Annotated in this window: 18 protein-coding genes; 9 read left to right on the top strand and 9 right to left on the bottom strand. The window is 64.4% G+C overall.

Annotated elements, in window-relative coordinates; translation table 11 throughout:
• Together OXH74_RS09650 and ilvD are read left to right on the top strand one after the other, a co-directional pair.
• Positions 1-1,026 (top strand): Ldh family oxidoreductase, encoded by a 1,026-nt coding sequence (locus OXH74_RS09650; RefSeq protein ID WP_375741025.1) that lies wholly within the window; start codon positions 1-3, stop codon positions 1,024-1,026.
• Between the two features lie 241 nt (positions 1,027-1,267).
• Positions 1,268-3,106: a dihydroxy-acid dehydratase gene (ilvD, locus tag OXH74_RS09645; protein WP_375741024.1), complete on the top strand. Its 1,839-nt coding sequence runs from the start codon at positions 1,268-1,270 to the stop codon at positions 3,104-3,106.
• Positions 3,107-3,161: 55 nt separating this feature from the next.
• On the opposite strand, the gene OXH74_RS09640 is transcribed toward ilvD, so the two are convergent.
• Positions 3,162-4,169 (bottom strand): fimbrial protein, encoded by a 1,008-nt coding sequence (locus OXH74_RS09640; RefSeq protein ID WP_375741023.1) that lies wholly within the window; start codon positions 4,167-4,169, stop codon positions 3,162-3,164.
• Between the two features lie 423 nt (positions 4,170-4,592).
• On the opposite strand from OXH74_RS09640, the gene OXH74_RS09635 reads away from it, so the two are divergent.
• Complete coding sequence (locus OXH74_RS09635; RefSeq protein ID WP_375741022.1) at positions 4,593-5,972, top strand: nucleobase:cation symporter-2 family protein; 1,380 nt, start codon at positions 4,593-4,595, stop codon at positions 5,970-5,972.
• 39 nt (positions 5,973-6,011) lie between these two features.
• On the top strand, positions 6,012-6,479 hold the full coding sequence (locus OXH74_RS09630) for a metallophosphoesterase family protein (protein WP_375741021.1): 468 nt from the start codon (positions 6,012-6,014) through the stop codon (positions 6,477-6,479).
• A 74-nt stretch (positions 6,480-6,553) separates the two neighbouring features.
• Here the strand turns inward: OXH74_RS09630 and OXH74_RS09625 are convergent, their stop codons facing one another.
• Positions 6,554-7,066, bottom strand: a complete 513-nt coding sequence (locus OXH74_RS09625; RefSeq protein WP_375741020.1) for a dihydrofolate reductase — start codon at positions 7,064-7,066, stop codon at positions 6,554-6,556.
• Positions 7,067-7,399: 333 nt separating this feature from the next.
• Here OXH74_RS09625 and OXH74_RS09620 point away from each other — a divergent pair, with 333 nt between their 5' ends.
• The 3 genes from OXH74_RS09620 (at position 7,400) to OXH74_RS09610 (ending at position 11,792) form a co-directional block, all read left to right on the top strand.
• Complete coding sequence (locus OXH74_RS09620) at positions 7,400-8,938, top strand: nucleobase:cation symporter-2 family protein (protein WP_375741019.1); 1,539 nt, start codon at positions 7,400-7,402, stop codon at positions 8,936-8,938.
• A 96-nt stretch (positions 8,939-9,034) separates the two neighbouring features.
• Positions 9,035-10,429: a DUF2868 domain-containing protein gene (locus OXH74_RS09615; protein WP_375741018.1), complete on the top strand. Its 1,395-nt coding sequence runs from the start codon at positions 9,035-9,037 to the stop codon at positions 10,427-10,429.
• Positions 10,422-11,792 carry a GTPase/DUF3482 domain-containing protein gene (locus tag OXH74_RS09610; protein WP_375741017.1) on the top strand — a complete coding sequence of 457 codons (1,371 nt, stop codon included), beginning with the start codon at positions 10,422-10,424 and terminating at the stop codon, positions 11,790-11,792. Before OXH74_RS09615 ends, OXH74_RS09610 begins: the two co-directional genes overlap by 8 nt.
• 188 nt (positions 11,793-11,980) lie before the next feature.
• Here OXH74_RS09610 and OXH74_RS09605 read toward each other — a convergent pair whose 3' ends face one another.
• Genes OXH74_RS09605 through OXH74_RS09595 form a run of 3 tightly spaced genes read right to left on the bottom strand, consistent with a single transcriptional unit; the run spans position 11,981 to position 14,367 of the window.
• A complete protein-coding gene (locus OXH74_RS09605; protein ID WP_215377376.1) occupies positions 11,981-12,775 on the bottom strand; it encodes a thymidylate synthase in 795 nt (264 codons plus the stop codon).
• Positions 12,775-13,575, bottom strand: a complete 801-nt coding sequence (lgt, locus tag OXH74_RS09600) for a prolipoprotein diacylglyceryl transferase (RefSeq protein WP_375741016.1) — start codon at positions 13,573-13,575, stop codon at positions 12,775-12,777. The genes OXH74_RS09605 and lgt overlap by 1 nt, the downstream gene beginning before the upstream one ends.
• Before the next feature lie 9 nt (positions 13,576-13,584).
• Complete coding sequence (locus OXH74_RS09595) at positions 13,585-14,367, bottom strand: sulfite exporter TauE/SafE family protein (RefSeq protein ID WP_375741015.1); 783 nt, start codon at positions 14,365-14,367, stop codon at positions 13,585-13,587.
• 120 nt (positions 14,368-14,487) lie between these two features.
• Between OXH74_RS09595 and OXH74_RS09590 the strand changes: the two genes are divergently transcribed.
• Positions 14,488-15,234, top strand: coding sequence for an NRDE family protein (locus OXH74_RS09590; protein WP_375741014.1), 747 nt, complete (start codon positions 14,488-14,490; stop codon positions 15,232-15,234).
• A gap of 27 nt (positions 15,235-15,261) precedes the next feature.
• On the opposite strand, the gene ptsP is transcribed toward OXH74_RS09590, so the two are convergent.
• Positions 15,262-17,541: a phosphoenolpyruvate--protein phosphotransferase gene (gene ptsP, locus OXH74_RS09585; RefSeq protein ID WP_215377367.1), complete on the bottom strand. Its 2,280-nt coding sequence runs from the start codon at positions 17,539-17,541 to the stop codon at positions 15,262-15,264.
• A gap of 22 nt (positions 17,542-17,563) precedes the next feature.
• A complete protein-coding gene (locus OXH74_RS09580; protein WP_215377365.1) occupies positions 17,564-18,043 on the bottom strand; it encodes an RNA pyrophosphohydrolase in 480 nt (159 codons plus the stop codon).
• Positions 18,044-18,187: 144 nt separating this feature from the next.
• Here OXH74_RS09580 and OXH74_RS09575 point away from each other — a divergent pair, with 144 nt between their 5' ends.
• Positions 18,188-18,841: an HAD family hydrolase gene (locus tag OXH74_RS09575; protein ID WP_375741013.1), complete on the top strand. Its 654-nt coding sequence runs from the start codon at positions 18,188-18,190 to the stop codon at positions 18,839-18,841.
• Position 18,842: 1 nt separating this feature from the next.
• Here the strand turns inward: OXH74_RS09575 and OXH74_RS09570 are convergent, their stop codons facing one another.
• On the bottom strand, positions 18,843-19,310 hold the full coding sequence (locus tag OXH74_RS09570; RefSeq protein WP_375741012.1) for a DUF2269 family protein: 468 nt from the start codon (positions 19,308-19,310) through the stop codon (positions 18,843-18,845).
• Positions 19,311-19,334: 24 nt separating this feature from the next.
• Positions 19,335-19,793 (bottom strand): DUF2269 domain-containing protein, encoded by a 459-nt coding sequence (locus OXH74_RS09565; protein WP_375741011.1) that lies wholly within the window; start codon positions 19,791-19,793, stop codon positions 19,335-19,337.
• Between the last annotated feature and the right edge of the window lie 96 nt (positions 19,794-19,889).

Below are 19,889 nucleotides of genomic sequence, written 5' to 3'. Positions count from 1 at the left end.
ATGCAGGCCTGCCATAGCGACCCGATCCACTTGCCCTTCAACGAGCTGCGTGACTTGCTCGCCAGCATCTTCGAACGCCACGGGACATCCGCGCAGGTCGCCGCCACCCTGGCTGACAACTGCGCCGCCGCGCAGCGCGACGGCTCCGACAGCCACGGCGTGTTCCGCATCCCCGGCTATCTGTCCTCATTGGGCAGCGGGTGGGTGAATGGCCGAGCCGAACCCAAGGTGGAGGACGTCGCACCATCCTTCGTCCGTGTCGACGCCGGCGGCGGTTTCGCTCAGCCGGCCCTGGCAGCCGCCCGCGAATTGATGCTCGCCAAGGTGCGCGAGTCCGGCATCGCCCTGCTGGCCATTCGCAACTCGCACCACTTCGCCGCGCTCTGGCCGGATGTCGAGCCCTTCGCCCGTGAAGGCCTGGTGGCACTGAGTTTCGTCAACAGCATGACCAGTGTGGTCCCCCACGGCGGCCATAGCGCCCTGTTCGGCACCAACCCCATCGCCTTCGCCGCACCGCGCGGCCAGGGCGACCCGCTGGTGTTCGACCTGGCCACCAGCGCCATTGCCAACGGCGACGTGCAGATCGCCGCTCGTGAGGGTAAGCAGCTGCCGGAAGGTTTTGGTGTGGACGCCCAAGGCCAGCCGACCCGCGACCCGAAGGCAATCCTCGACGGCGGTGCGCTGCTGCCATTCGGCGGCTACAAGGGCTCGGCCCTGTCGATGATGGTGGAGCTGCTCGCCGCAGCCTTGACCGGCGGCAACTTCTCCTTCGAGTTCGACTGGTCCGGGCACCCTGGTGCGCAAACGCCCTGGACGGGGCAGCTGCTTATCCTCATCGATCCCGACCGCGGCGCCAGCCGCTCCTTCGCCGAACGCTGCGAAACCTTGATCGCCCGCATGGCCGAGGCCGGCCAGGACCGCCAGCCGGGTGACCGCCGCTATCGCCAACGCGCCCGCGCCGAAGTGGAAGGCATCGCCCTGCCCGCCGGCGAACTGGCCAAGCTACGCGCCCTGGCCGGTCTCTGACCGGCTGGCACTGGCGCCTTTCCAGTGCAAAGCGGGCGGGGTTAGAATCGGGCATCCCTCGCCAGCTACCCTTCGGCAGGCCGAACGAGCCCATTGCTGGGGACGCGGAGACCCCGCCATCCCCGCCACGCTGCAGACGCGACCATCCTCGTGTCTGCAAGTGCATCCGGCTCGACACGCACATGACTCAAACCAGCGGGTCGTGCAGGACTCGCAACCGTATTCAGCCGCAGGAATCCCCATGCCCGACTATCGCTCGAAAACCTCCACCCACGGCCGCAACATGGCCGGCGCCCGCGCCCTGTGGCGCGCCACCGGGATGAAGGACGAAGACTTCAAGAAGCCGATCATCGCCATCGCCAACTCCTTCACCCAGTTCGTGCCCGGCCACGTGCACCTGAAGGACCTGGGCCAACTGGTCGCCCGCGAGATCGAGAAAGCCGGTGGCGTGGCCAAGGAATTCAACACCATCGCCGTCGACGACGGCATCGCCATGGGCCATGACGGCATGCTCTATTCGCTGCCGAGCCGGGAGATCATTGCCGACTCCGTCGAGTACATGGTCAACGCCCACTGCGCCGACGCCATTGTCTGCATATCCAACTGCGACAAGATCACCCCCGGCATGCTGATGGCCGCCCTGCGCCTGAACATCCCGGTCGTGTTCGTCTCCGGCGGCCCGATGGAAGCCGGCAAGACCAAGCTGGCCAACCACGGCCTCGACCTGGTGGACGCCATGGTCGCCGCCGCCGACGACTCCTGTTCCGACGAGAAGGTCGCCGAATACGAGCGCAGCGCCTGCCCCACCTGCGGTTCCTGCTCCGGCATGTTCACCGCCAACTCGATGAACTGCCTGACTGAGGCCCTCGGCCTGGCACTGCCGGGCAACGGCTCCACCCTGGCCACCCACAGCGACCGCGAGCAACTGTTCCTGCGCGCCGGCCGCCTGGCCGTGGAGCTCTGCCAGCGCTACTACGGCGAAGGCGATGACAGCGTGCTGCCGCGCAACGTTGCCAGCTTCAAGGCGTTCGAGAACGCCATGACCCTGGACATCGCCATGGGCGGCTCGACCAACACCATCCTGCACCTGCTGGCCGCCGCCCAGGAGGCGGAGATCGACTTCGACCTGCGCGACATCGATCGCCTGTCGCGCAAGGTGCCGCAACTGTGCAAGGTGGCGCCGAACATCCAGAAGTACCACATGGAAGACGTGCACCGCGCCGGCGGCATCTTCAGCATCCTCGGTGAGCTGGCCCGTGGCGGCCTGCTGCACACCGACGTGCCGACCGTGCACAGCCCGAGCATGGCCGACGCCATCGCCCAGTGGGACATCACCCAGACCAATGACGAAGCCGTGCACACTTTCTTCAAGGCCGGCCCGGCAGGCATCCCGACCCAGACCGCATTCAGCCAGAGCACCCGCTGGGCGACCCTGGACGCCGACCGCGCCGAAGGCTGCATCCGCAGCGTCGAGCACGCTTACTCCCAAGAGGGCGGCCTGGCCGTGCTCTACGGCAACATCGCCCTCGACGGCTGCGTAGTGAAAACCGCCGGCGTGGATGAGTCCATCCACGTCTTCGAAGGCACAGCGAAGATCTTCGAAAGCCAGGACGCCGCAGTGAAGGGCATTCTCGCCGACGAAGTGAAGGCCGGCGATGTGGTAATCATCCGCTACGAAGGCCCGAAAGGCGGTCCGGGCATGCAGGAAATGCTCTACCCCACCAGCTACCTGAAGTCCAAGGGCCTGGGCAAGCAGTGCGCCCTGCTCACCGACGGCCGCTTCTCCGGTGGTACGTCAGGCCTGTCCATCGGTCATGCCTCGCCGGAAGCCGCTGCCGGTGGCGCCATCGGCCTGGTGGAAGACGGCGACAAGATCCACATCGACATCCACAACCGCACCATCCAGTTGCTGGTCAGCGATGAAGAGCTATCGCACCGCCGCCACGCACAGGACAAGAAAGGCTGGAAGCCCGCCGCACCGCGCGCGCGCAAGGTGTCCACCGCCCTCAAGGCCTACGCCCTGCTGGCTACCAGCGCCGACAAAGGTGCAGTGCGCAACAAGGCGCTGCTCGACGGCTGATCGCCGCCCTGACGAAAAAGCCCGGCCTGGCGCCGGGCTTTTTTTCGCCCACGGATTACTGGTAGGTCAACGTAATGGTCGCACTGCCATTTGCAGCACCTGACGTGATTGTGTCTTCCGTTTGCAAGTAACGCGCCTTGAGCGGGATGTTGTATTTACCTTGGGAGCTCGCCGTGCCCGTTTTGAACTGCTTGCCCAGTTCGACCGGCTTGTCGTCATAGAGCAACTGGATTCCCACGCCGCTTGCGCTGGAGTTGCCCGCATCCACCTTCAACACGCCCTGGCTGGCGTTCTGTACATTGCCTTCGACTTTCAGATTGATGCTGGCTCCGGCGGAACAGTCCAATGGAATACTGAAAGTCCGGGTGTTGCCATCTCCTGGCCAGGTTCCTACTCCCTCGAAGAGTCCGATGCCCACTTTTCCCATCTCCACATTGATCGAGGGAGCGCTAAGCGAACACGACACGGTATTGACTTTGAGTGATCCGATATTGAGTCTCGATTCTGGAGCATGCCAAGAACTCTTGTTATTTCTCAAGATAAAGGAGCCCACATTCTTGCTGGCAACCTCGCCTGAGCCTGTGACTTCAGCGGTCTTGTAGAAAATCATATAGGCCTTGCCCTGCATGGGCTGAGCGCCGAAAAGACCATTCACAGAACAGTTGAAACGGTCATTCGGATTACTGGTGTCAGAGTGCCCCCCGACCCAGGAAGGGGAACCCTGGCAAGTACTCGTCATCGTCACGCCAACGGCATATCCAATACCATCAATGCCGCTTTCATATACTCGTTTGTTATCAATAGTCTTTAGGTAAGTGCCATAGGCTTTGGCGCCGAAATCCTGCCACGTGAACTCCCCGGGCTTTCCAGAGCACTTATACGCAGACACAATGCTTGACTCGACACGGCCAATTTCAGCATTCACCGGCAAGTCCTGTTGAACTGTAAACTCCGGCACCGTAATGGTGGTTGAACTGGTCTCCGTGCTGCATGTATAGGCATGGGCTTCTCCTACCCCCAGCAACATCATCCCGACCAGCAGGTGCGTAAGCTTGAACTTCATAATTAAACCTCGCCACTCACCCTAGAAACCGTTGAATCAATAGCGAACCGACCATTTGCTTTACTTCCCTATTTCCAGCATATCGACGACATCAGTCACGCAGGGCCAAACCGAACAGCAACCTTGTTCATGGCAGCCCCAATCAGCCAGCGGGAAGGCAAACATGCTATCCATTCCCCAAAAGAGTGGATGTCGGATCAATCTGATATCGATGACGGAGGTTCTCCACCGGATCGGCAGGCACTTCCAGATGAGCCGGATAAAGGTCACCAAGAGGCCTGAAGAGCGGACCGCAAGGTATTCAACCCATTGCTTCGGCGCCAGGCCGGCCGAACGACTGCCCTGGGGAGCCCCCACAATCCCAACACCAACCTCCTTGCATGCAGCTCAGGTAGAATCGCCGCTTTTTCGCGGTCGATCGCCATGACTTCACTGGAAAAGCCCCCCGTCATCGAGGCTCGCAACGAGCTGCTCTACGGCCTGGACGACAAGCCGCGCCCGCTGGCGGCGCTGCTCGCTGCGCTGCAGCATCTCTTGGCCATCATCGTCCCCATCGTCACCCCCGGCCTGCTCATCTGCCAGGCACTGGGCGTGTCGGCGCGGGACACCAACCTGATCGTCTCCATGTCCCTGGTGGTCTCCGGCATCGCCACCTTCGTCCAGTGCAAGCGCTTCGGCCCCTTTGGCGCTGGCCTGCTGATCGTCCAGGGCACCAGCTTCAACTTCGTCGGCCCGCTGATCGCCGGCGGCGCGTTGATGGTCAAGCAGGGCACGCCGGTGGAAGCGGTGATGGCCGCCATCTTCGGCGTGGTGATGGCCGGAGCCTTTGTCGAAATGGGCATTTCCCGCGTGCTGCCATTCATCAAGCGGCTGATCAATCCGCTGGTGACCGGCATCGTGGTGCTAATGATCGGCCTGACCCTGATCAAGGTGGGCCTCATCAGCATGGGCGGTGGCTTCGGCGCCATGGCCAACGGCACCTTTGCCAACGGTGAGAACCTGCTGCTGTCCGGCACTGTGCTGGCCGTGATCCTGCTGCTCAACCGCATCCCGGTGGTCTGGATGCGCAGTTGCGCCATCGTCATCGCCCTGCTGGTGGGCTACGTCCTGGCCGCCTCGCTCGGCCGTCTGAACTTCAGCGGGCTGCATGACGCTCCGCTGGTGCAGGTGCCGATGCCGCTGCATTTCGGCCTGGGCTTTTCCTGGTCGCTGTTCGTGCCGATGCTGGTGATCTATCTGGTCACCTCACTGGAAGCCATCGGCGACGTCACCGCCACCAGTAAGGTCTCGCGCCAGCCGGTGGAAGGCCCGCTGTGGATGCAACGGATCAAGGGTGGGGTGCTGGTGAATGGCGCCAACTCGCTGCTGGCGGGCATCTTCAACACCTTCCCCAGTTCGGTGTTCGCGCAAAACAACGGCGTGATTCAGCTGACCGGCATCGCCAGCCGCCATATCGGCCTGTGGATCGCCCTGATGCTGGTGCTGCTGGGCCTGTTCCCGGCGGTAGCCGGCGTGCTCCAGGCCATTCCCGAGCCAGTGCTGGGCGGCGCGGCCATGGTGATGTTCGGTGCCGTGGCCGCCTCGGGCATCAACATTCTCGCCGGTACCACCCTGGATCGCCGCGCGCTGCTGATCATCGCCGTGTCGCTGGCGCTGGGCCTGGGTGTGTCCCAGGTGCCGGAATTCCTCGCCCACATGCCGGCCGTGCTACGCAACATCCTCGAATCCGGCGTCGCCACCGGCGGCCTCTGTGCCCTGCTGCTGAACTGGTTCCTGCCGGAAACCACGGCTCAGCGCGACTAAGTGGCAAAATGGGCCTCATCTTCCGATGAGGCTCATTCAATGTCCTGTCTTCGCATCGGGCTGATTTCCGATACCCACGGCCTCCTCCGCCCCCAGGCCCTCGCGGCGCTGCAAGGCTGCGACCACATCCTCCATGCTGGCGACATCGGCAAGCCCGAAATCCTCGACGCCTTGCGCCAGCTGGCACCGCTGACCGCCGTGCGGGGCAATAACGACGTCGACGCCTGGGCCGACGCAGTATGCGAAGTCGAAGAACTGTGGCTGGGGGAAACGGGCATCTACTTGGTACACGACCAGGCGGACATCCCCGACGACCTGGCTGCGCGTGGCATCGAGGTGGTAATCACCGGGCACTCTCACAAGCCGCTGATAACCCGGCGCGGCGAGCTGCTGCATATCAACCCCGGCAGCGCGGGGCCGCGGCGCTTCAGGTTGCCGGTATCGGTAGGAATGCTGGTGATCGAGGGGTGTCAGGTGCGGGCGGAGCTGATGGAGTTGCAGGTCTGATACAGCGCAGGGACAAGCTTTCCTGTGGGGGCGAATTCATTCGCCCCCACAACAAGAGCAAACGGCGCAGAAGCTCAGCGCCGCTCCCACACCTCAAAGGCATAGGCCGGCGTCTCGGCCGTGGCTTCATGCTCGATGCTGGAGGCGAGGCGCCAGTCCTGCTCGGGCACTTCGGGGAACCAGGCATCCCCCTCCGGCACCAGTTCCACACGGGTCAGGTAGAGACGGTTGGCCTGAGGCAGCCCCTGGGCATAGAGCTGGGCGCCGCCGATCAGCATGACTTCCTCGATTTCTTGCTCGCGGGCCCAGGCTTCGGCGCGCTCGAGCGCGGCTTCCAGGCTGGGGAAGACTTCGGCCCCCTCCAGCACAAGACCCGGCTGACGGCTGACCACCAGATTTAGCCGGCCCGGCAATGGGCGCCCCAGGGAGTCCCAGGTCTTGCGGCCCATGATGATCGGCTTGCCGAGGGTCATCGCCTTGAAATGTTTGAGGTCCGCCGGCAGGTGCCAGGGCAGTTGGTTGTCGCGGCCGATCACGCGGTTCTGCGCAAGGGCGGCGATGAGGCAGAGAGGGAGGGTCTTGTTCATGGCGGCGAGAATACCGGCTGCCGCACGCGAGAGAAAGCCAACGGACGATGGGGCGCGGCCCGCTGGACTTGACCGTCCGGCGCCGGGCCAGCCGGTCGGTGACGCACAGGCTACACCCAGGGAAGGTCCCGGCGCTTTTTGCGCTGCCATTCGTCTATTTAGCGCTTTCTGACCAATAGATCAGATACCTGTTCCATGAAAATCCACGCATCTGGCGGTTAATTGATGGAATTCGGCGAATTAACGCGCGAATAAAAATGTATACAAACTACTAGCCAATACTCCACCTAATTGTCTACAGTCGCCGAACAAAAACAAAAGCGAGAGCCCATCATGACCGCTCCATCCGCACATCCATCACCAACGCAACGCCCGGAAGACGAAAACCTCGGCATTGGCGCAAACCTCGCTTACGGTTTGCAGCATGTCCTGACCATGTACGGCGGCATCGTCGCGGTCCCTCTGATCATCGGCCAGGCCGCCGGGCTGTCGCCGGCGGACATCGGCCTGCTGATCGCTGCCTCCCTTTTCGCCGGCGGCCTGGCGACCCTCCTGCAAACCATCGGCCTGCCCTTCTTTGGCTGTCAGCTGCCACTGGTCCAGGGCGTCTCGTTCGCCGGTGTAGCCACCATGATTGCGATCATCGGCAGCAATGGCGCCGGCGGCATTCCCGCCGTGCTCGGCGCAGTGATTGCTGCCTCGTTGATCGGCCTGTTGATCACGCCAGTGTTCTCGCGAATCACCCGATTCTTCCCGCCCCTGGTCACCGGCGTGGTGATCACCACCATCGGCCTCACCCTGATGCCAGTCGCTGCTCGCTGGGCGATGGGGGGCAACAGCCAGTCACCTGATTTCGGCAGTACGGCCAATATCGGTCTGGCCGCGTTCACCCTCGCGACCGTGCTGATGCTGAGCAAGCTGGGCAGCTCCAGCATCTCGCGCCTGTCGATTCTCCTGGCGATGGTGATCGGCACCGTCGTCGCGGTGTTCTTCGGCATGGCCGACTTCTCCAAGGTGCTCGACGGCCCGTTGATGGCACTGCCGACGCCGTTGCACTTCGGCATGCCGGAGTTCCACGTCGCGGCGATCCTGTCGATGCTTATCGTGATCATCGTTACCCTGGTGGAGACCTCGGCGGACATTCTCGCGGTCGGCGAGATCATCGGCACCAAGGTCGACTCCAAGCGCCTCGGCAACGGCCTGCGTGCGGACATGATCTCCAGCAGCCTGGCACCGCTCTTCGGCTCCTTCACCCAGAGCGCCTTCGCCCAGAACGTCGGCCTGGTGGCGGTGACAGGCGTGAAGAGCCGCTACGTGGTGGCCACTGCCGGCCTGATTCTGGTCACACTCGGGCTGCTGCCGGTGATGGGCCGACTGATCGCCGCAGTCCCCACTTCGGTCCTCGGCGGCGCCGGCGTGGTCCTGTTCGGCACCGTGGCGGCCTCCGGCATTCGCACCTTGGCGCAGGTCGATTACCGCAACAACATGAACCTGATCATCGTCGCCACGTCGATCGGGTTCGGCATGATCCCCATCGCTGCGCCGACCTTCTACCACCACTTCCCAGCCTGGTTCGAAACCATCTTCCACTCAGGCATCAGCTCGGCAGCGATCATGGCGATTGCGCTGAACCTGATCTTCAACCACCTGAAAGCCGGCAACTCCGACCAGCAGTCGGTGTTCGTCGCCGCCAGTGAACGCACCCTGCGCTACCAGGACATCGCCGCGCTGAACGAGGGCGACTACTTCCGCGACGGCAAGCTCTATGACGCCGAGGGCAACGAAGTGCGGGTCACCGGTACCGACGACCATCACGGGGCGCCAGCCGCGCCCCGCCCCAAGGTGGCGGCGGCCAGCACCACGGAAGGTTGATTCGGGAAGGCCGGCGCCCCGCGCCGGCCTTCTCATGATGATGGGTTTTGCATCAGCGGTTATCCTCTGGGCTCACCCCTGGCCAAGAGGCCCTTCGTGAGCGAACCCGATCCTGTCTCCACTCCCCTCTCCCCACTCGACCGGCTCTGGCTGACTGAAGCCATTCGCCTGAGCGAGGAACACGCCGGCCCCCTTGAGGACGCCGAGGCCAATCGCCGCGCCAACGCTGCTGGCGGCGACCTTGCGGAGCGCATTCAGACCCGTGCCCGCTGGCTGGCGCAACGCGATGGCCAACTCGACGCCCTGCACCACTGGCGCCAGGGCGCGCGAGTCGCCGGGTTACTGCTGGTCTTGTTCGCGCTGTTCGGCGGCGCAGGGCTGGCCGTGGCCGCCCTCGGTGACGGTCAGCGACCGGTCAACCTGTTCTGGGCACTCGGCAGCCTCCTGGGGCTGCACCTGGTGACGTTACTTGGCTGGGCGTTGTCCTTTGGCCTGGGCGGCAACGCCAGCGTGCTCGGCCGCCTCTGGCTTTGGCTGAGTGGCAAGCTCGCCCGCGATGCCCAGGCCGCACACCTGGCCCCGGCCCTGCTCCTGCTGCTGCAACGCGCGGGCCTGACGCGGTGGGGGCTGGGCGCCCTGGTTAATGGCTTCTGGCTGCTGACCCTGGGCAGTGCGCTGGCGGTCCTGCTGCTGCTGCTCGCCACGCGCCGCTATGGCTTCGTCTGGGAAACCACCGTCCTCGGCAGCGACACCTTCGTCGCCCTGACGCACGCGCTGGGCGCCTTGCCAGCCCTGCTGGGCTTCCCGGTGCCCGACACCGAAACCATCCGCGCCAGCAGCAGCGTGCTAGCCGAAGAGGCCGTGCGCCAGGCCTGGTCCGGCTGGTTGCTCGGCGTCACCCTGGCCTTCGGCCTGATGCCGCGCCTGCTGCTCGGCCTATTCTGCCTGTGGCGCTGGCACCAGGGCCGGGCCCGGCTGGCGCTTGACCTCAGCTTTCCCGGCTACAGCCTGCTTCGCGACCGCCTGCAGCCGGCCAGCGAGCGATTGGGCGTATGCGATGCAGCCCCGGCCGTACTGGCCGAGCCCGAAGCGGGGCGACAGCATGGTCAAATTGACGGTGCCCTGCTGGTCGCGATCGAGCTGGACGACCGCCGCCCCTGGCCCCCGGCCCTGCCCACGGGCGTGGGCGATGCAGGCATCCTCGACAGCCGCGACCAGCGCCAGCGCCTGCTGGACCAACTGAGCCGTTTCCCACCCGCGCGCCTGGCGATCGCCTGCGACCCACGGCGCTCGCCCGACCGGGGTACGTTGGCGTTGATTGGCGAACTGGCGCGCAGTGCCGGGCAGACCCGCATCTGGCTACTGCCTGCGCCGCCCGGCGAAGCCCTGGACAGCGAGCGCTTGGAGGATTGGCGCCAAGCCCTGGCGCGCCTGGCGCTGCCCCATGCCCCGGGCGCCCCCATGACCTGGCTGGAGACCGGCCATGACTAAGCCCCTCAAGCTCGCCGTAGTGGGCCACACCAATGTCGGCAAGACTTCGCTGCTGCGCACCCTGCTGCGCGACAGCGATTTCGGTGAGGTGTCCCATCGCCCCAGCACCACACGCCATGTCGAGGGCGCACAGTTGTCGGTGGACGGCGAGCCGCTACTGGAGCTCTACGATACCCCCGGCCTGGAAGACGCCATCGCCCTGCTCGAACATCTGGAGCGCGTAGAACGCCCCGGCGAGCGCCTCGACGGGCCTGCCCGCCTGGGCCGCTTCCTCGAGGGCAGCGAAGCACGCCAACGCTTCGAGCAAGAGGCCAAGGTGCTGCGCCAAATGTTCGTCTCGGACGCCGGGCTCTACGTGATCGACGCCCGCGAACCGGTGTTGGCCAAGTACCGCGACGAGCTGGCCGTGCTCGCCATGTGCGGCCGTCCGCTTTTGCCCGTACTCAACTTCGTCGCCAGCGACAAGCACCGCGAAGCGGACTGGCGCGAGGCCCTGGCGCGCCTGGGGCTGCACGCGCTGGTGCGCTTCGACAGCGTGGCCCCGCCGTTGGACGGCGAACGCCGCCTGTACGACAGCCTGGCCCTGCTGCTGGAACGCGCCCGACCTCAACTGCAGCGCCTGATCGATGACCATGAAGCCCAGCGCGCCCTGCGCCTGCAGGCGGGCAGCCGACTGATCGCAGAGCTGCTGCTGGACGTAGCGGCCTGCCGGCGCAGTGTGTCGGCACAAGAGGCGGCGCTGCGTAGCGCCACCAGCCTGTTGCGTGAGCAGGTCCGGCAACGGGAACAGCGCTGCGTCGAGGCGCTGTTGCGTCTCTACGCGTTTCGCAAGGAGGATGCGGCTGCCGGCGAATTACCGCTGCTCGGTGGCCGCTGGGGCGACGACCTGTTCAATCCGGAAACCCTCAAGCAATTGGGTGTTCGCCTGGGTGGCGGCATGGCGGCCGGTGCCGCAGCCGGAGCTGGCGTCGACCTGCTGGTGGGCGGTCTGACCCTGGGCGCCGCGGCGGCCCTCGGCGCCCTGGCCGGCGGCGCCTGGCAGACCGTCGGCCATTACGGCGAACGCCTGCTGGGCAAGCTAAAGGGGCAGCGCGAACTGACCGTGGACGATGCCATCCTGCGCCTGCTCGCCCTACGCCAGCGGCAATTGCTGGCAGCACTGGACGCCCGTGGCCATGCGGCATTCGAGGCCATCCGGCTGAAAACTCCGGAAGACAAGCTGTGGCGCGAAGGCAAACTGCCCGCCGCGCTGGGCAAGGCCCGCGCCCACCCGGAATGGTCGTCTTTGAACATGGGGGCAGAGTTGGAGCAGGCAGACCGGCAGGGGCAGGTGGCCGCGCTGGCCGAGGGGGTTCGGCCATAACTACCTCTGCGGTGGCGCACGCTCAATCGACGTAACCCGGACTGGAGTCCGGGCTACAGGTCGCCAGCTTTCCTGTGTAAGCCAATTCATTTGCGAAGCAGGCCGAAGGCCTGCCCTTCACACCCACGGGACCGACAAGCTCCCTCACCCCAATCCTCTCCCAGAGTGAAGAGGGGTGGTGTGTGCGATCAGACCGCGACCGGCGCCTTGATGTGCGGATGGGACTGGTAACCAACCAGCTCGAAATCCTCGAACTTGAAGGCGAACAGGTCCTTCACTTCGGGGTTGAGCTTCATGGTCGGCAGCGGCAGAGGCTCCCGGGTGAGCTGCAGATCGGTCTGCTCGATGTGGTTGGCGTAGAGGTGGCAGTCGCCGCCAGTCCAGATGAACTCGCCCGGCTGCAGGTCGCAGACCTGGGCCACCATCAGCGTTAGCAGGGCGTAGCTGGCGATGTTGAAGGGCACGCCGAGGAAAATGTCCGCCGAGCGCTGGTAGAGCTGGCAGCTCAGCTTGCCGTCAGCCACGTAGAACTGGAACAGGGCGTGGCACGGTGGCAGGGCCATCTGGTCCACCAGGGCGGGGTTCCAGGCGGAAACGATCAGACGACGTGAATCCGGGTTCTTCTTGATCATTTCGATCAGCTTGGTGATCTGGTCGATGGACTCGCCGTCCGGTGTCGGCCAGGAGCGCCATTGGTAGCCATAGACCGGGCCGAGATTGCCCTCTTCGTCCGCCCACTCGTCCCAGATGGAGACGCCGTTGTCCTTCAGGTACTTGATGTTGGTGTCGCCCTGCAGGAACCACAGCAGCTCGTGGATGATCGACTTCAGGTGGCACTTCTTGGTAGTGACCAGCGGAAAACCTTCCGCCAGGTCGAAGCGCATCTGGTGGCCGAACACGCTGTAGGTACCGGTGCCGGTGCGGTCGCTCTTGAAGGTGCCGGTCTCGCGCACGCGGCGCATCAGGTCGAGGTACTGTTTCATCAGGCAACTCCTTGGGCGGCCTGGCGGCGATAGGCCCAGACGATCAATGCGATGCCACCGACGATCATCGGCAGGCAGAGGACCTGGCCCATGGTCAGCCAGTTGAAGGCGAGGTAGCCGAGCTGGGCGTCCGGGACGCGGACGAACTCGACGACGAAGCGGAAGATGCCGTAGCACAGGGCGAACATGCCGGAGACGGCCATCGTTGGGCGCGGCTTGCGCGAGTAGAACCAGAGGATCGCGAAGAGCGCCACGCCTTCCAGGGCGAACTGGTAGAGCTGCGACGGATGCCGGGGCAGCTGCGCAGGGTCAGTGGGGAAGATCATCGCCCAAGGCAGGTCGGTGGCCTTGCCCCACAGCTCGGCGTTGATGAAGTTGCCGATACGCCCGGCGCCCAGGCCGATCGGCACCAGCGGTGCGATGAAGTCCATCAGCTGGAAGAAGCTCTTGCCGTTGCGCTGGCCGAACCAGAGGGTCGCCAGCATCACACCGATCAAGCCGCCGTGGAAGGACATGCCGCCCTTCCAGACCTCGAAGATCAGCAGCGGGTTGGCGATATAGGCGGACAGGTCATAGAACAGCACATAGCCCAGTCGGCCGCCGGCGATGACGCCGAGCGCTACCCAGAACACCAGGTCGGAGAGTTTCTCCTTGCTCCAGGTCGGGTCGAACGCCTTCAGGCGCCGGGATGCCAGCCACCAAGCGCCGCCAATGCCAATCAGGTACATCAGGCCATACCAGTGGATTTTCAACGGGCCAAGTGCAATGGCCACCGGGTCGATCTGGGGATAAGCCAGCATCACAGCTCCTTAGATCAGAAAGTTCAGCCCGACTGTCAGCAGCAGCAGAGCGAACAGTCGCTTCAACAAACGCGGCGACAGTTTGTGCGCGAGGCGCGCACCGAAACGGGCGAAGAACATGCTGGTCAGGGCAATGCCCACCAGCGCCGGAAGGTAGATGAAGCCCAGGCTCCATTGCGGCAGGTGCGCGTCATGCCAGCCCACCACCATGAACGACAGGGCTCCGGCCAGGGCGATCGGCAATCCGCAGGCTGCGGAGGTCGCTACCGCTTGCTGGATGGGCACGCTGCGCCAAGTCAGGAAGGGCACTGTCAGCGAACCACCGCCGATGCCGAAGATCGCCGACGCCCAACCAATTACCCCACCCGCCAGGGTCAGGCCCGGCTTGCCTGGGACATCGCGACTGGCCCTGGGTTTCAGGTCGAGGCCCATCTGCAGGGCCACCAGGATGGCGAAGACGCCGATGATCTTCTGCAATGTCGGCCCCTGGATCGAAGCAGCGGTCAGCGAGCCGAGACCAGCCCCCAGCAGGATGCCCAGCGCCATCCAGGCGAAGACAGGCCAGCGCACCGCACCTTTGCGATTGTGCTCCAGCACCGAGTTGACAGAGGTGAAGATGATGGTTGCCAGCGATGTGCCCACCGCCAAGTGGGTCAGCACACTGGGATCGAATCCCTGCGCCGTGAAGCTGAACACCAGCACCGGCACGATGATCATGCCACCACCGACGCCGAACAGCCCGGCCAGTACGCCGGCGCAAGCGCCGAGCACGATATACAGCAGGAATTCCATCGACACCCCCAAAAACAAAGCGGCATGGTAACGGAAGCACGTCCGCCACTCCAATTCGCTTGATGGATGTCCGCCCGGCGCCTGCTAGACTCCGCAACATAAGAAAAGGGAGATGACACCATGTGCTTGGTCGTATTCGCATGGCGCCCCGGACACGACGTCCCGCTCGTGCTCGCAGCCAATCGAGATGAATTCTATGCCCGCCCCGCCTTGCCACTCGGGCGCTGGGAAGACGTGCCCGGCATCCTGGCGGGGCGAGACCTTGAAGCGGGTGGAACCTGGCTAGGGGTCGGCCCCGACGGGCGCTTCGCAGCCCTGACCAATATCCGTGATCCGCGCCAGCCACCAGTCGGGCGCACACGCGGCGAACTGTGCGTGCAGTTCCTGCGTGGCAACCTCAGCCCCGGTGAATTTCTCGCCGATGCTGCTCGTCGCGCCAATGACTACTCGGGCTTCAACCTGGTGGTCGGCACGGTCGAGGAGCTGTGGTTCCTCAATCCGCGCAGTGGCGGTCCGCGACCGCTGTCTGCGGGTATCTACGGGGTGTCGAACGCCGACCTGGATACGCCCTGGCCCAAGGTCGAGCGCGGCAAGGCAGCGCTGGCCGAGTGCCTGGCCCCGGCATCCACCGAGAGCCTGCTCAATCTGCTGCACGACCCGGAGCAGGCGCCGGACCACATCCTGCCGGAGACGGGTGTCGGACTGAACACCGAGCGCATGCTGTCCAGCGTGTTCATCGCCACGCGCACCTACGGCACCCGCGCGAGTTCGGCCTTGATCATCCGGGCCGATGGTCGCCGGGAACTGGTCGAGCGCAGCTACGGACCTTACGGCGCCAGGCTGGGCGAGGTGCGAATGGAGTTTTAGCAAGCAAGGTTACCGCCAGGCCTGGGTTCAGGCCTGGATGGTTGCCGCCGGGTTGATCACGCGGCCCAGGCCGAGGTTGCGCAGGGCCAGGTGCAGCGAGCTGTGGATGACCTGGGGATTGTCGATGCGCATCAGTTGCTCGAGTAGTTCCTTGGCCTTGCTGAGGGTGACCTGCCGCAACAGCCACTTCACCTTGGGCAGGTTGGTGGCGTTCATCGACAGACTGTCGAAACCCATTGCCAGCAGCAGCACGGCCGCCGCCGGGTCACCGGCCATCTCGCCGCAGATGCTGACGGGCTTGCCTTCAGCGTGGGCATCATCGACCACTTTCCTGAGCGCCTGCAGCACCGCGGGATGCAGGTAGTCGTAGAGGTCGGCCACACGCGGGTTGTTGCGATCGACCGCCAGCAGGTATTGGGTCAGGTCGTTGGAGCCTACCGAGAGGAAGTCGACCTGGCGCACCAACTCCTTGGTCTGGTAGACGGCAGCGGGAATCTCGATCATCACGCCAACTGGGGGCATGGGGATATCCACACCCTCGTCACGCACTTCACCCCAGGCGCGGTGGATCAGGTGCAGTGCTTCTTCCAGTTCATGGGTGCCGGAGATCATCGGCAGCAGGATGCGCAGGTTATCCAGGCCTTCGCTGGCCTTGAGCATGGCGCGGACCTGCACCAGGAAGATTTCCGGGTGGTCGAGGGTGACGCGGATACCACGCCAACCAAGGAACGGGTTGCTTTCCTTGATAGGGAAATAGGACAGCTCCTTGTCGCCGCCAATGTCCAGGGTACGCATGGTCACGGGCAGCGGATGGAACGCCGCGAGCTGCTCGCGGTAAATGGCGAGTTGCTCCTTTTCGCTGGGGAAGCGCTCGTTGATCATGAACGGCACTTCGGTGCGGTACAGGCCAACACCCTCGGCGCCACGTTCCTGGGCACGGGTCACGTCGGCCAGCAGGCCAGTATTGACCCACAGCGGCATGCGGTGGCCGTCGAGCGTCTCGCAAGGCAGGCTGCGCAGGGCGTCGAGGCCCTTGACCAGCTGGCGCTCCTCCTCGACCACTTCACGGTACTGCTTGCGCAGCTCGGCCGACGGGTTGGTGAAAACTTCGCCGTGGTAGCCATCGACGATCAACTCGATGCCGTCGACCTTGGAGTACGGCAGGTCGACCACGCCCATCACCGTGGGGATGCCCATGGCGCGAGCCAGGATGGCCACGTGCGAGTTGCCGGAACCCAATACCGAGACCAGGCCGACCAGCTTGCCCTCCGGCACCTCGCCGAGCATGGCCGGGGACAGCTCCTCGCTCACGAGGATGGTGTTTTCCTGGTAGACCAGGTTCTGCTTGCGCTCTTCCTGCAGGTAGGCGAGCAGGCGGCGCCCCAAGTCCTTGACGTCGGAGGCGCGCTCGCGCAGGTAGGCATCATCCATCAGCTCGAAGCGGGTGACGTGCTCCAACACGATCTGGCGCAGGGCCCCCTGGGCCCACTGGCCGGTGCGGATGACCCGTTTGACCTCCATGCCGATCGACGCATCGTCGAGCATCATCAGGTAAACGTCGAACAGGGCCCGCTCTTCTGGGCGGAGTTGGGTCTCGAGCTTGCTCGACAGCCGGCGCATATCCGCGCGGACGGATTCCAGCGCCTGCTTGAAGCGCTCGACCTCGGCCTCGATGTCATCCACCGTGCGGTCGGGCACCACATCGAGATCCGCGGGAGGCAGCACCACGACTGCGGTGCCAACGGCCGCCCCTGGCGCTCCCGGTACGCCGACGAATTTGGCCTCCTGGGTACCCTTGCCCTGGCGTCCCAGCCCCCGGATCGAGCCGGTGGCCTCGGCGTGGGCGATAACGCCGGCGAGTTGGGCGCTCATGGTGACGAGGAAAGCCTCCTCACCCTCATCGAACTGGCGACGCTCCTTTTGCTGCACCACCAGAACGCCCATCACCCGCCGGTGGTGGATGATCGGCGCACCAAGGAATGATGCGAAACGCTCCTCGCCAGTCTCGGCAAAGTAGCGGTACCGGGGGTGATCAGCGGCGTGTTCGAGGTTGAGCGGTTCCTCGCGGGTGCCTACGAGGCCCACCAGGCCCTCGTTAGGCGCCATGCTGACTTTGCCGATGGAGCGTTTGTTCAGGCCTTCGGTGGCCATCAGCACGAAGCGATTGGACTCAGGGTCCAGCAGGTAGACCGAGCAGACCTGGCTGCCCATGGCCTCCTTGACCCGCTGCACGATGATCGCCAACGCCGCCTTCAAATCCTTGGCGGCATTCACTTCCTGGACGATCTTGCGCAGGGTGTTGAGCATGGCTAGGGAGCCTTTCTCCGGGTCAGTCTTGCGCCAACAGGCGCGGGGCTAGTTCCTTTAGGGCCCGACGGTAGACTTCGCGTTTGAAAGTCACCACCTGGCCCAGCGGGTACCAATAGCTGACCCAGCGCCACCCGTCGAATTCAGGCTTGCCGGTCAGGTCCATCCGTACCTTGTTCTCATCCGACTGCAAGCGCAGCAGGAACCACTTCTGTTTCTGGCCGATGCACAAAGGCTGGCTGTTCGTACGCACCAGACGCTGCGGCAGACGATAGCGCAACCAGCCCCGGGTGCAGGCAAGAATCTTCACGTCCTGCTCTTCGAGACCGACTTCTTCATTCAATTCTCGGAATAACGCTTCTTCCGGCGTCTCCCGCAGATTGATGCCACCTTGCGGAAACTGCCAGGCGTCCTGGTTGATACGCCGAGCCCAAAGCACCTGCCCGACATCATTGGCGAGAATGATGCCGACATTCGGGCGGAAACCATCGGAATCGATCACGGCACACAACCTCGCAAACGCATGTTTTGGCATTGTTCCATAAAGGCCATAAATGCGGCAATGCGGGCATCTCGCACAATGGGCAGACCCGGCAAAAGCCGTTATTCTGGCGGCCTTCCGAAGTTTTGATGCAAGGTGTGCGACGTGCGTTTGGCTCTCTTCGATCTGGATAATACCCTGCTGGCCGGCGACAGCGACCATGCCTGGGGCGACTACTTGTGCGAGCGCGGCATTGTCGACAGTTCCGTCTATCGGGCACGCAACGATGCCTTCTACCGGGACTACCTGGCAGGCACGCTGGACGTCCAGGCCTACCAGGATTTCTGTCAGGAGATCCTTGGCCGCTGCGAGATGGAGCAGCTCCAGCAATGGCACCAGGAGTTCATGCGCGACCGTATCGAGCCGATTCTCCTGACCAAGGGCGAAGACTTGCTCGCCGAGCACCGCGCCGCAGGCGACAAGCTGGTGATCATCACCGCCACCAACCGCTTCATCACCGGCCCGATCGCCGAGCGCCTTGGGGTCGATGACCTGCTCGCCACCGAATGCGAAATGCAGGATGGCCGCTATACCGGCCGTTCCACCGACGTCCCCTGCTTCCGCGAAGGCAAGGTGACCCGACTTAATCGCTGGCTCAGCGAGAACGGCCTGACGCTGGATGGCAGCAGTTTCTACAGCGACTCCCTGAACGATCTGCCGCTGCTGGAATGTGTCGCTCGCCCGGTCGCTGTCGACCCCGACACCAAGCTGCGTGCCGAAGCCGAGAAACGCGGCTGGCCAGTGATTTCGCTGCGCTGAGTCAGAGCGGTTTCACCACCATCAGGGCGAAGATGGCGAGCAGGATGACCAGCGCCAGGCCCGAGAGTTTCAGCCTCAGCGCCAGCTGACCGACGGTCTCTGGCGCCAGCAGCGCCCCGTCGTGGAAGGCCCGGCGTGCCTGGTTGCGGATGCGCACCTGCAGCCAAAGCAAGGGCAGCCAACACAGCCCAGCCAGCACGTACAGGCCAACACTCCATAACAGCCAGCGCTGGTCCAGAGGCCAGCCGGCGACCTTTGCCAAGACCAGGCCGCCCAGCGGCAGCAGCAAGGCAGCCGGGGCGATCAACCACACCTCCAGACGGATCAGATTGCTGAACAGCACCTCGACCACCTGCGGTTCACGGCTGTGCGATGCCCGCCAGGCGAGGCAGGCGCCAGCCAGAGCCACGCCGAAGAGCACGGCGGCAAGCAGGGTGTGCAGAGTCTTGAGGAGCAGATAAAGGGTCATTTCATTGGCGAGGGAGCAGGCGCCTCATAGCGGTTTGGCAATCATCAACGCCAGCACTGCGCCGAACAGCACGAGGCCCACCGTGGCATAGGCCGCACCGAACTTCAGGCTACGCCGGGCCTGCGCAGAAGCCGGCCCACCTTCGGCCAGCGCCTGCTCCCGCAGACGCGACAGGCGCCCGAACAACAATAGCCAGGCAATGCAGCCGAACAGGTAAAGCACGGCGCTACCCAGCAACCACATCTGGCCCAGGGGCCAACCGACCAGGTCGACCAGCCACCAACCGCTCACGGGCAGGGCCACGGCGCTGAGAATCAGCAGGGGCACGCCCAGCAGCAGAATTCGCCGCAGGCTGCTGCTGACCTGCTCGGCGCTTCCTCCACGCCAGGCGCGCCAGCCATACCAGGCAGAGCCTCCGAGACCGGCAAAAAAGACCAGGGTAGAAGCGCCGTGGATGATCTTCAGCAGCAGGTAGTTATCCATCGATTGCATCCTTGTATGCGCCGCTGTCGGCATGCCGAAAGCCTAGCAGCTGGCGGCAAACCGATTGACCGGCAGCCAGGAGAGCGGCTGCTGAAC

This window comes from Metapseudomonas boanensis, from assembly GCF_042232855.1.
Lineage (GTDB): Bacteria > Pseudomonadota > Gammaproteobacteria > Pseudomonadales > Pseudomonadaceae > Metapseudomonas > Metapseudomonas boanensis.
The sequence above is the reverse complement of the archived record's forward strand: the minus strand, read 5'-3'. Positions and strand labels throughout refer to the sequence as shown.

Bases quoted from the DNA above. Each gene is read 5' to 3' on its own strand.
- OXH74_RS09650 (WP_375741025.1), top strand. From the start codon at position 1: ATGCAGGCCTGCCATAGCGACCCGATCCACTTGCCCTTCAACGAGCTG.
- ilvD (WP_375741024.1), top strand. From the start codon at position 1,268: ATGCCCGACTATCGCTCGAAAACCTCCACCCACGGCCGCAACATGGCC.
- OXH74_RS09640 (WP_375741023.1), bottom strand. From the start codon at position 4,169: ATGAAGTTCAAGCTTACGCACCTGCTGGTCGGGATGATGTTGCTGGGG.
- OXH74_RS09635 (WP_375741022.1), top strand. From the start codon at position 4,593: ATGACTTCACTGGAAAAGCCCCCCGTCATCGAGGCTCGCAACGAGCTG.
- OXH74_RS09630 (WP_375741021.1), top strand. From the start codon at position 6,012: ATGTCCTGTCTTCGCATCGGGCTGATTTCCGATACCCACGGCCTCCTC.
- OXH74_RS09625 (WP_375741020.1), bottom strand. From the start codon at position 7,066: ATGAACAAGACCCTCCCTCTCTGCCTCATCGCCGCCCTTGCGCAGAAC.
- OXH74_RS09620 (WP_375741019.1), top strand. From the start codon at position 7,400: ATGACCGCTCCATCCGCACATCCATCACCAACGCAACGCCCGGAAGAC.
- OXH74_RS09610 (WP_375741017.1), top strand. From the start codon at position 10,422: ATGACTAAGCCCCTCAAGCTCGCCGTAGTGGGCCACACCAATGTCGGC.
- OXH74_RS09605 (WP_215377376.1), bottom strand. From the start codon at position 12,775: ATGAAACAGTACCTCGACCTGATGCGCCGCGTGCGCGAGACCGGCACC.
- lgt (WP_375741016.1), bottom strand. From the start codon at position 13,575: ATGCTGGCTTATCCCCAGATCGACCCGGTGGCCATTGCACTTGGCCCG.
- OXH74_RS09595 (WP_375741015.1), bottom strand. From the start codon at position 14,367: ATGGAATTCCTGCTGTATATCGTGCTCGGCGCTTGCGCCGGCGTACTG.
- OXH74_RS09590 (WP_375741014.1), top strand. From the start codon at position 14,488: ATGTGCTTGGTCGTATTCGCATGGCGCCCCGGACACGACGTCCCGCTC.
- ptsP (WP_215377367.1), bottom strand. From the start codon at position 17,541: ATGCTCAACACCCTGCGCAAGATCGTCCAGGAAGTGAATGCCGCCAAG.
- OXH74_RS09570 (WP_375741012.1), bottom strand. From the start codon at position 19,310: ATGACCCTTTATCTGCTCCTCAAGACTCTGCACACCCTGCTTGCCGCC.
- OXH74_RS09565 (WP_375741011.1), bottom strand. From the start codon at position 19,793: ATGGATAACTACCTGCTGCTGAAGATCATCCACGGCGCTTCTACCCTG.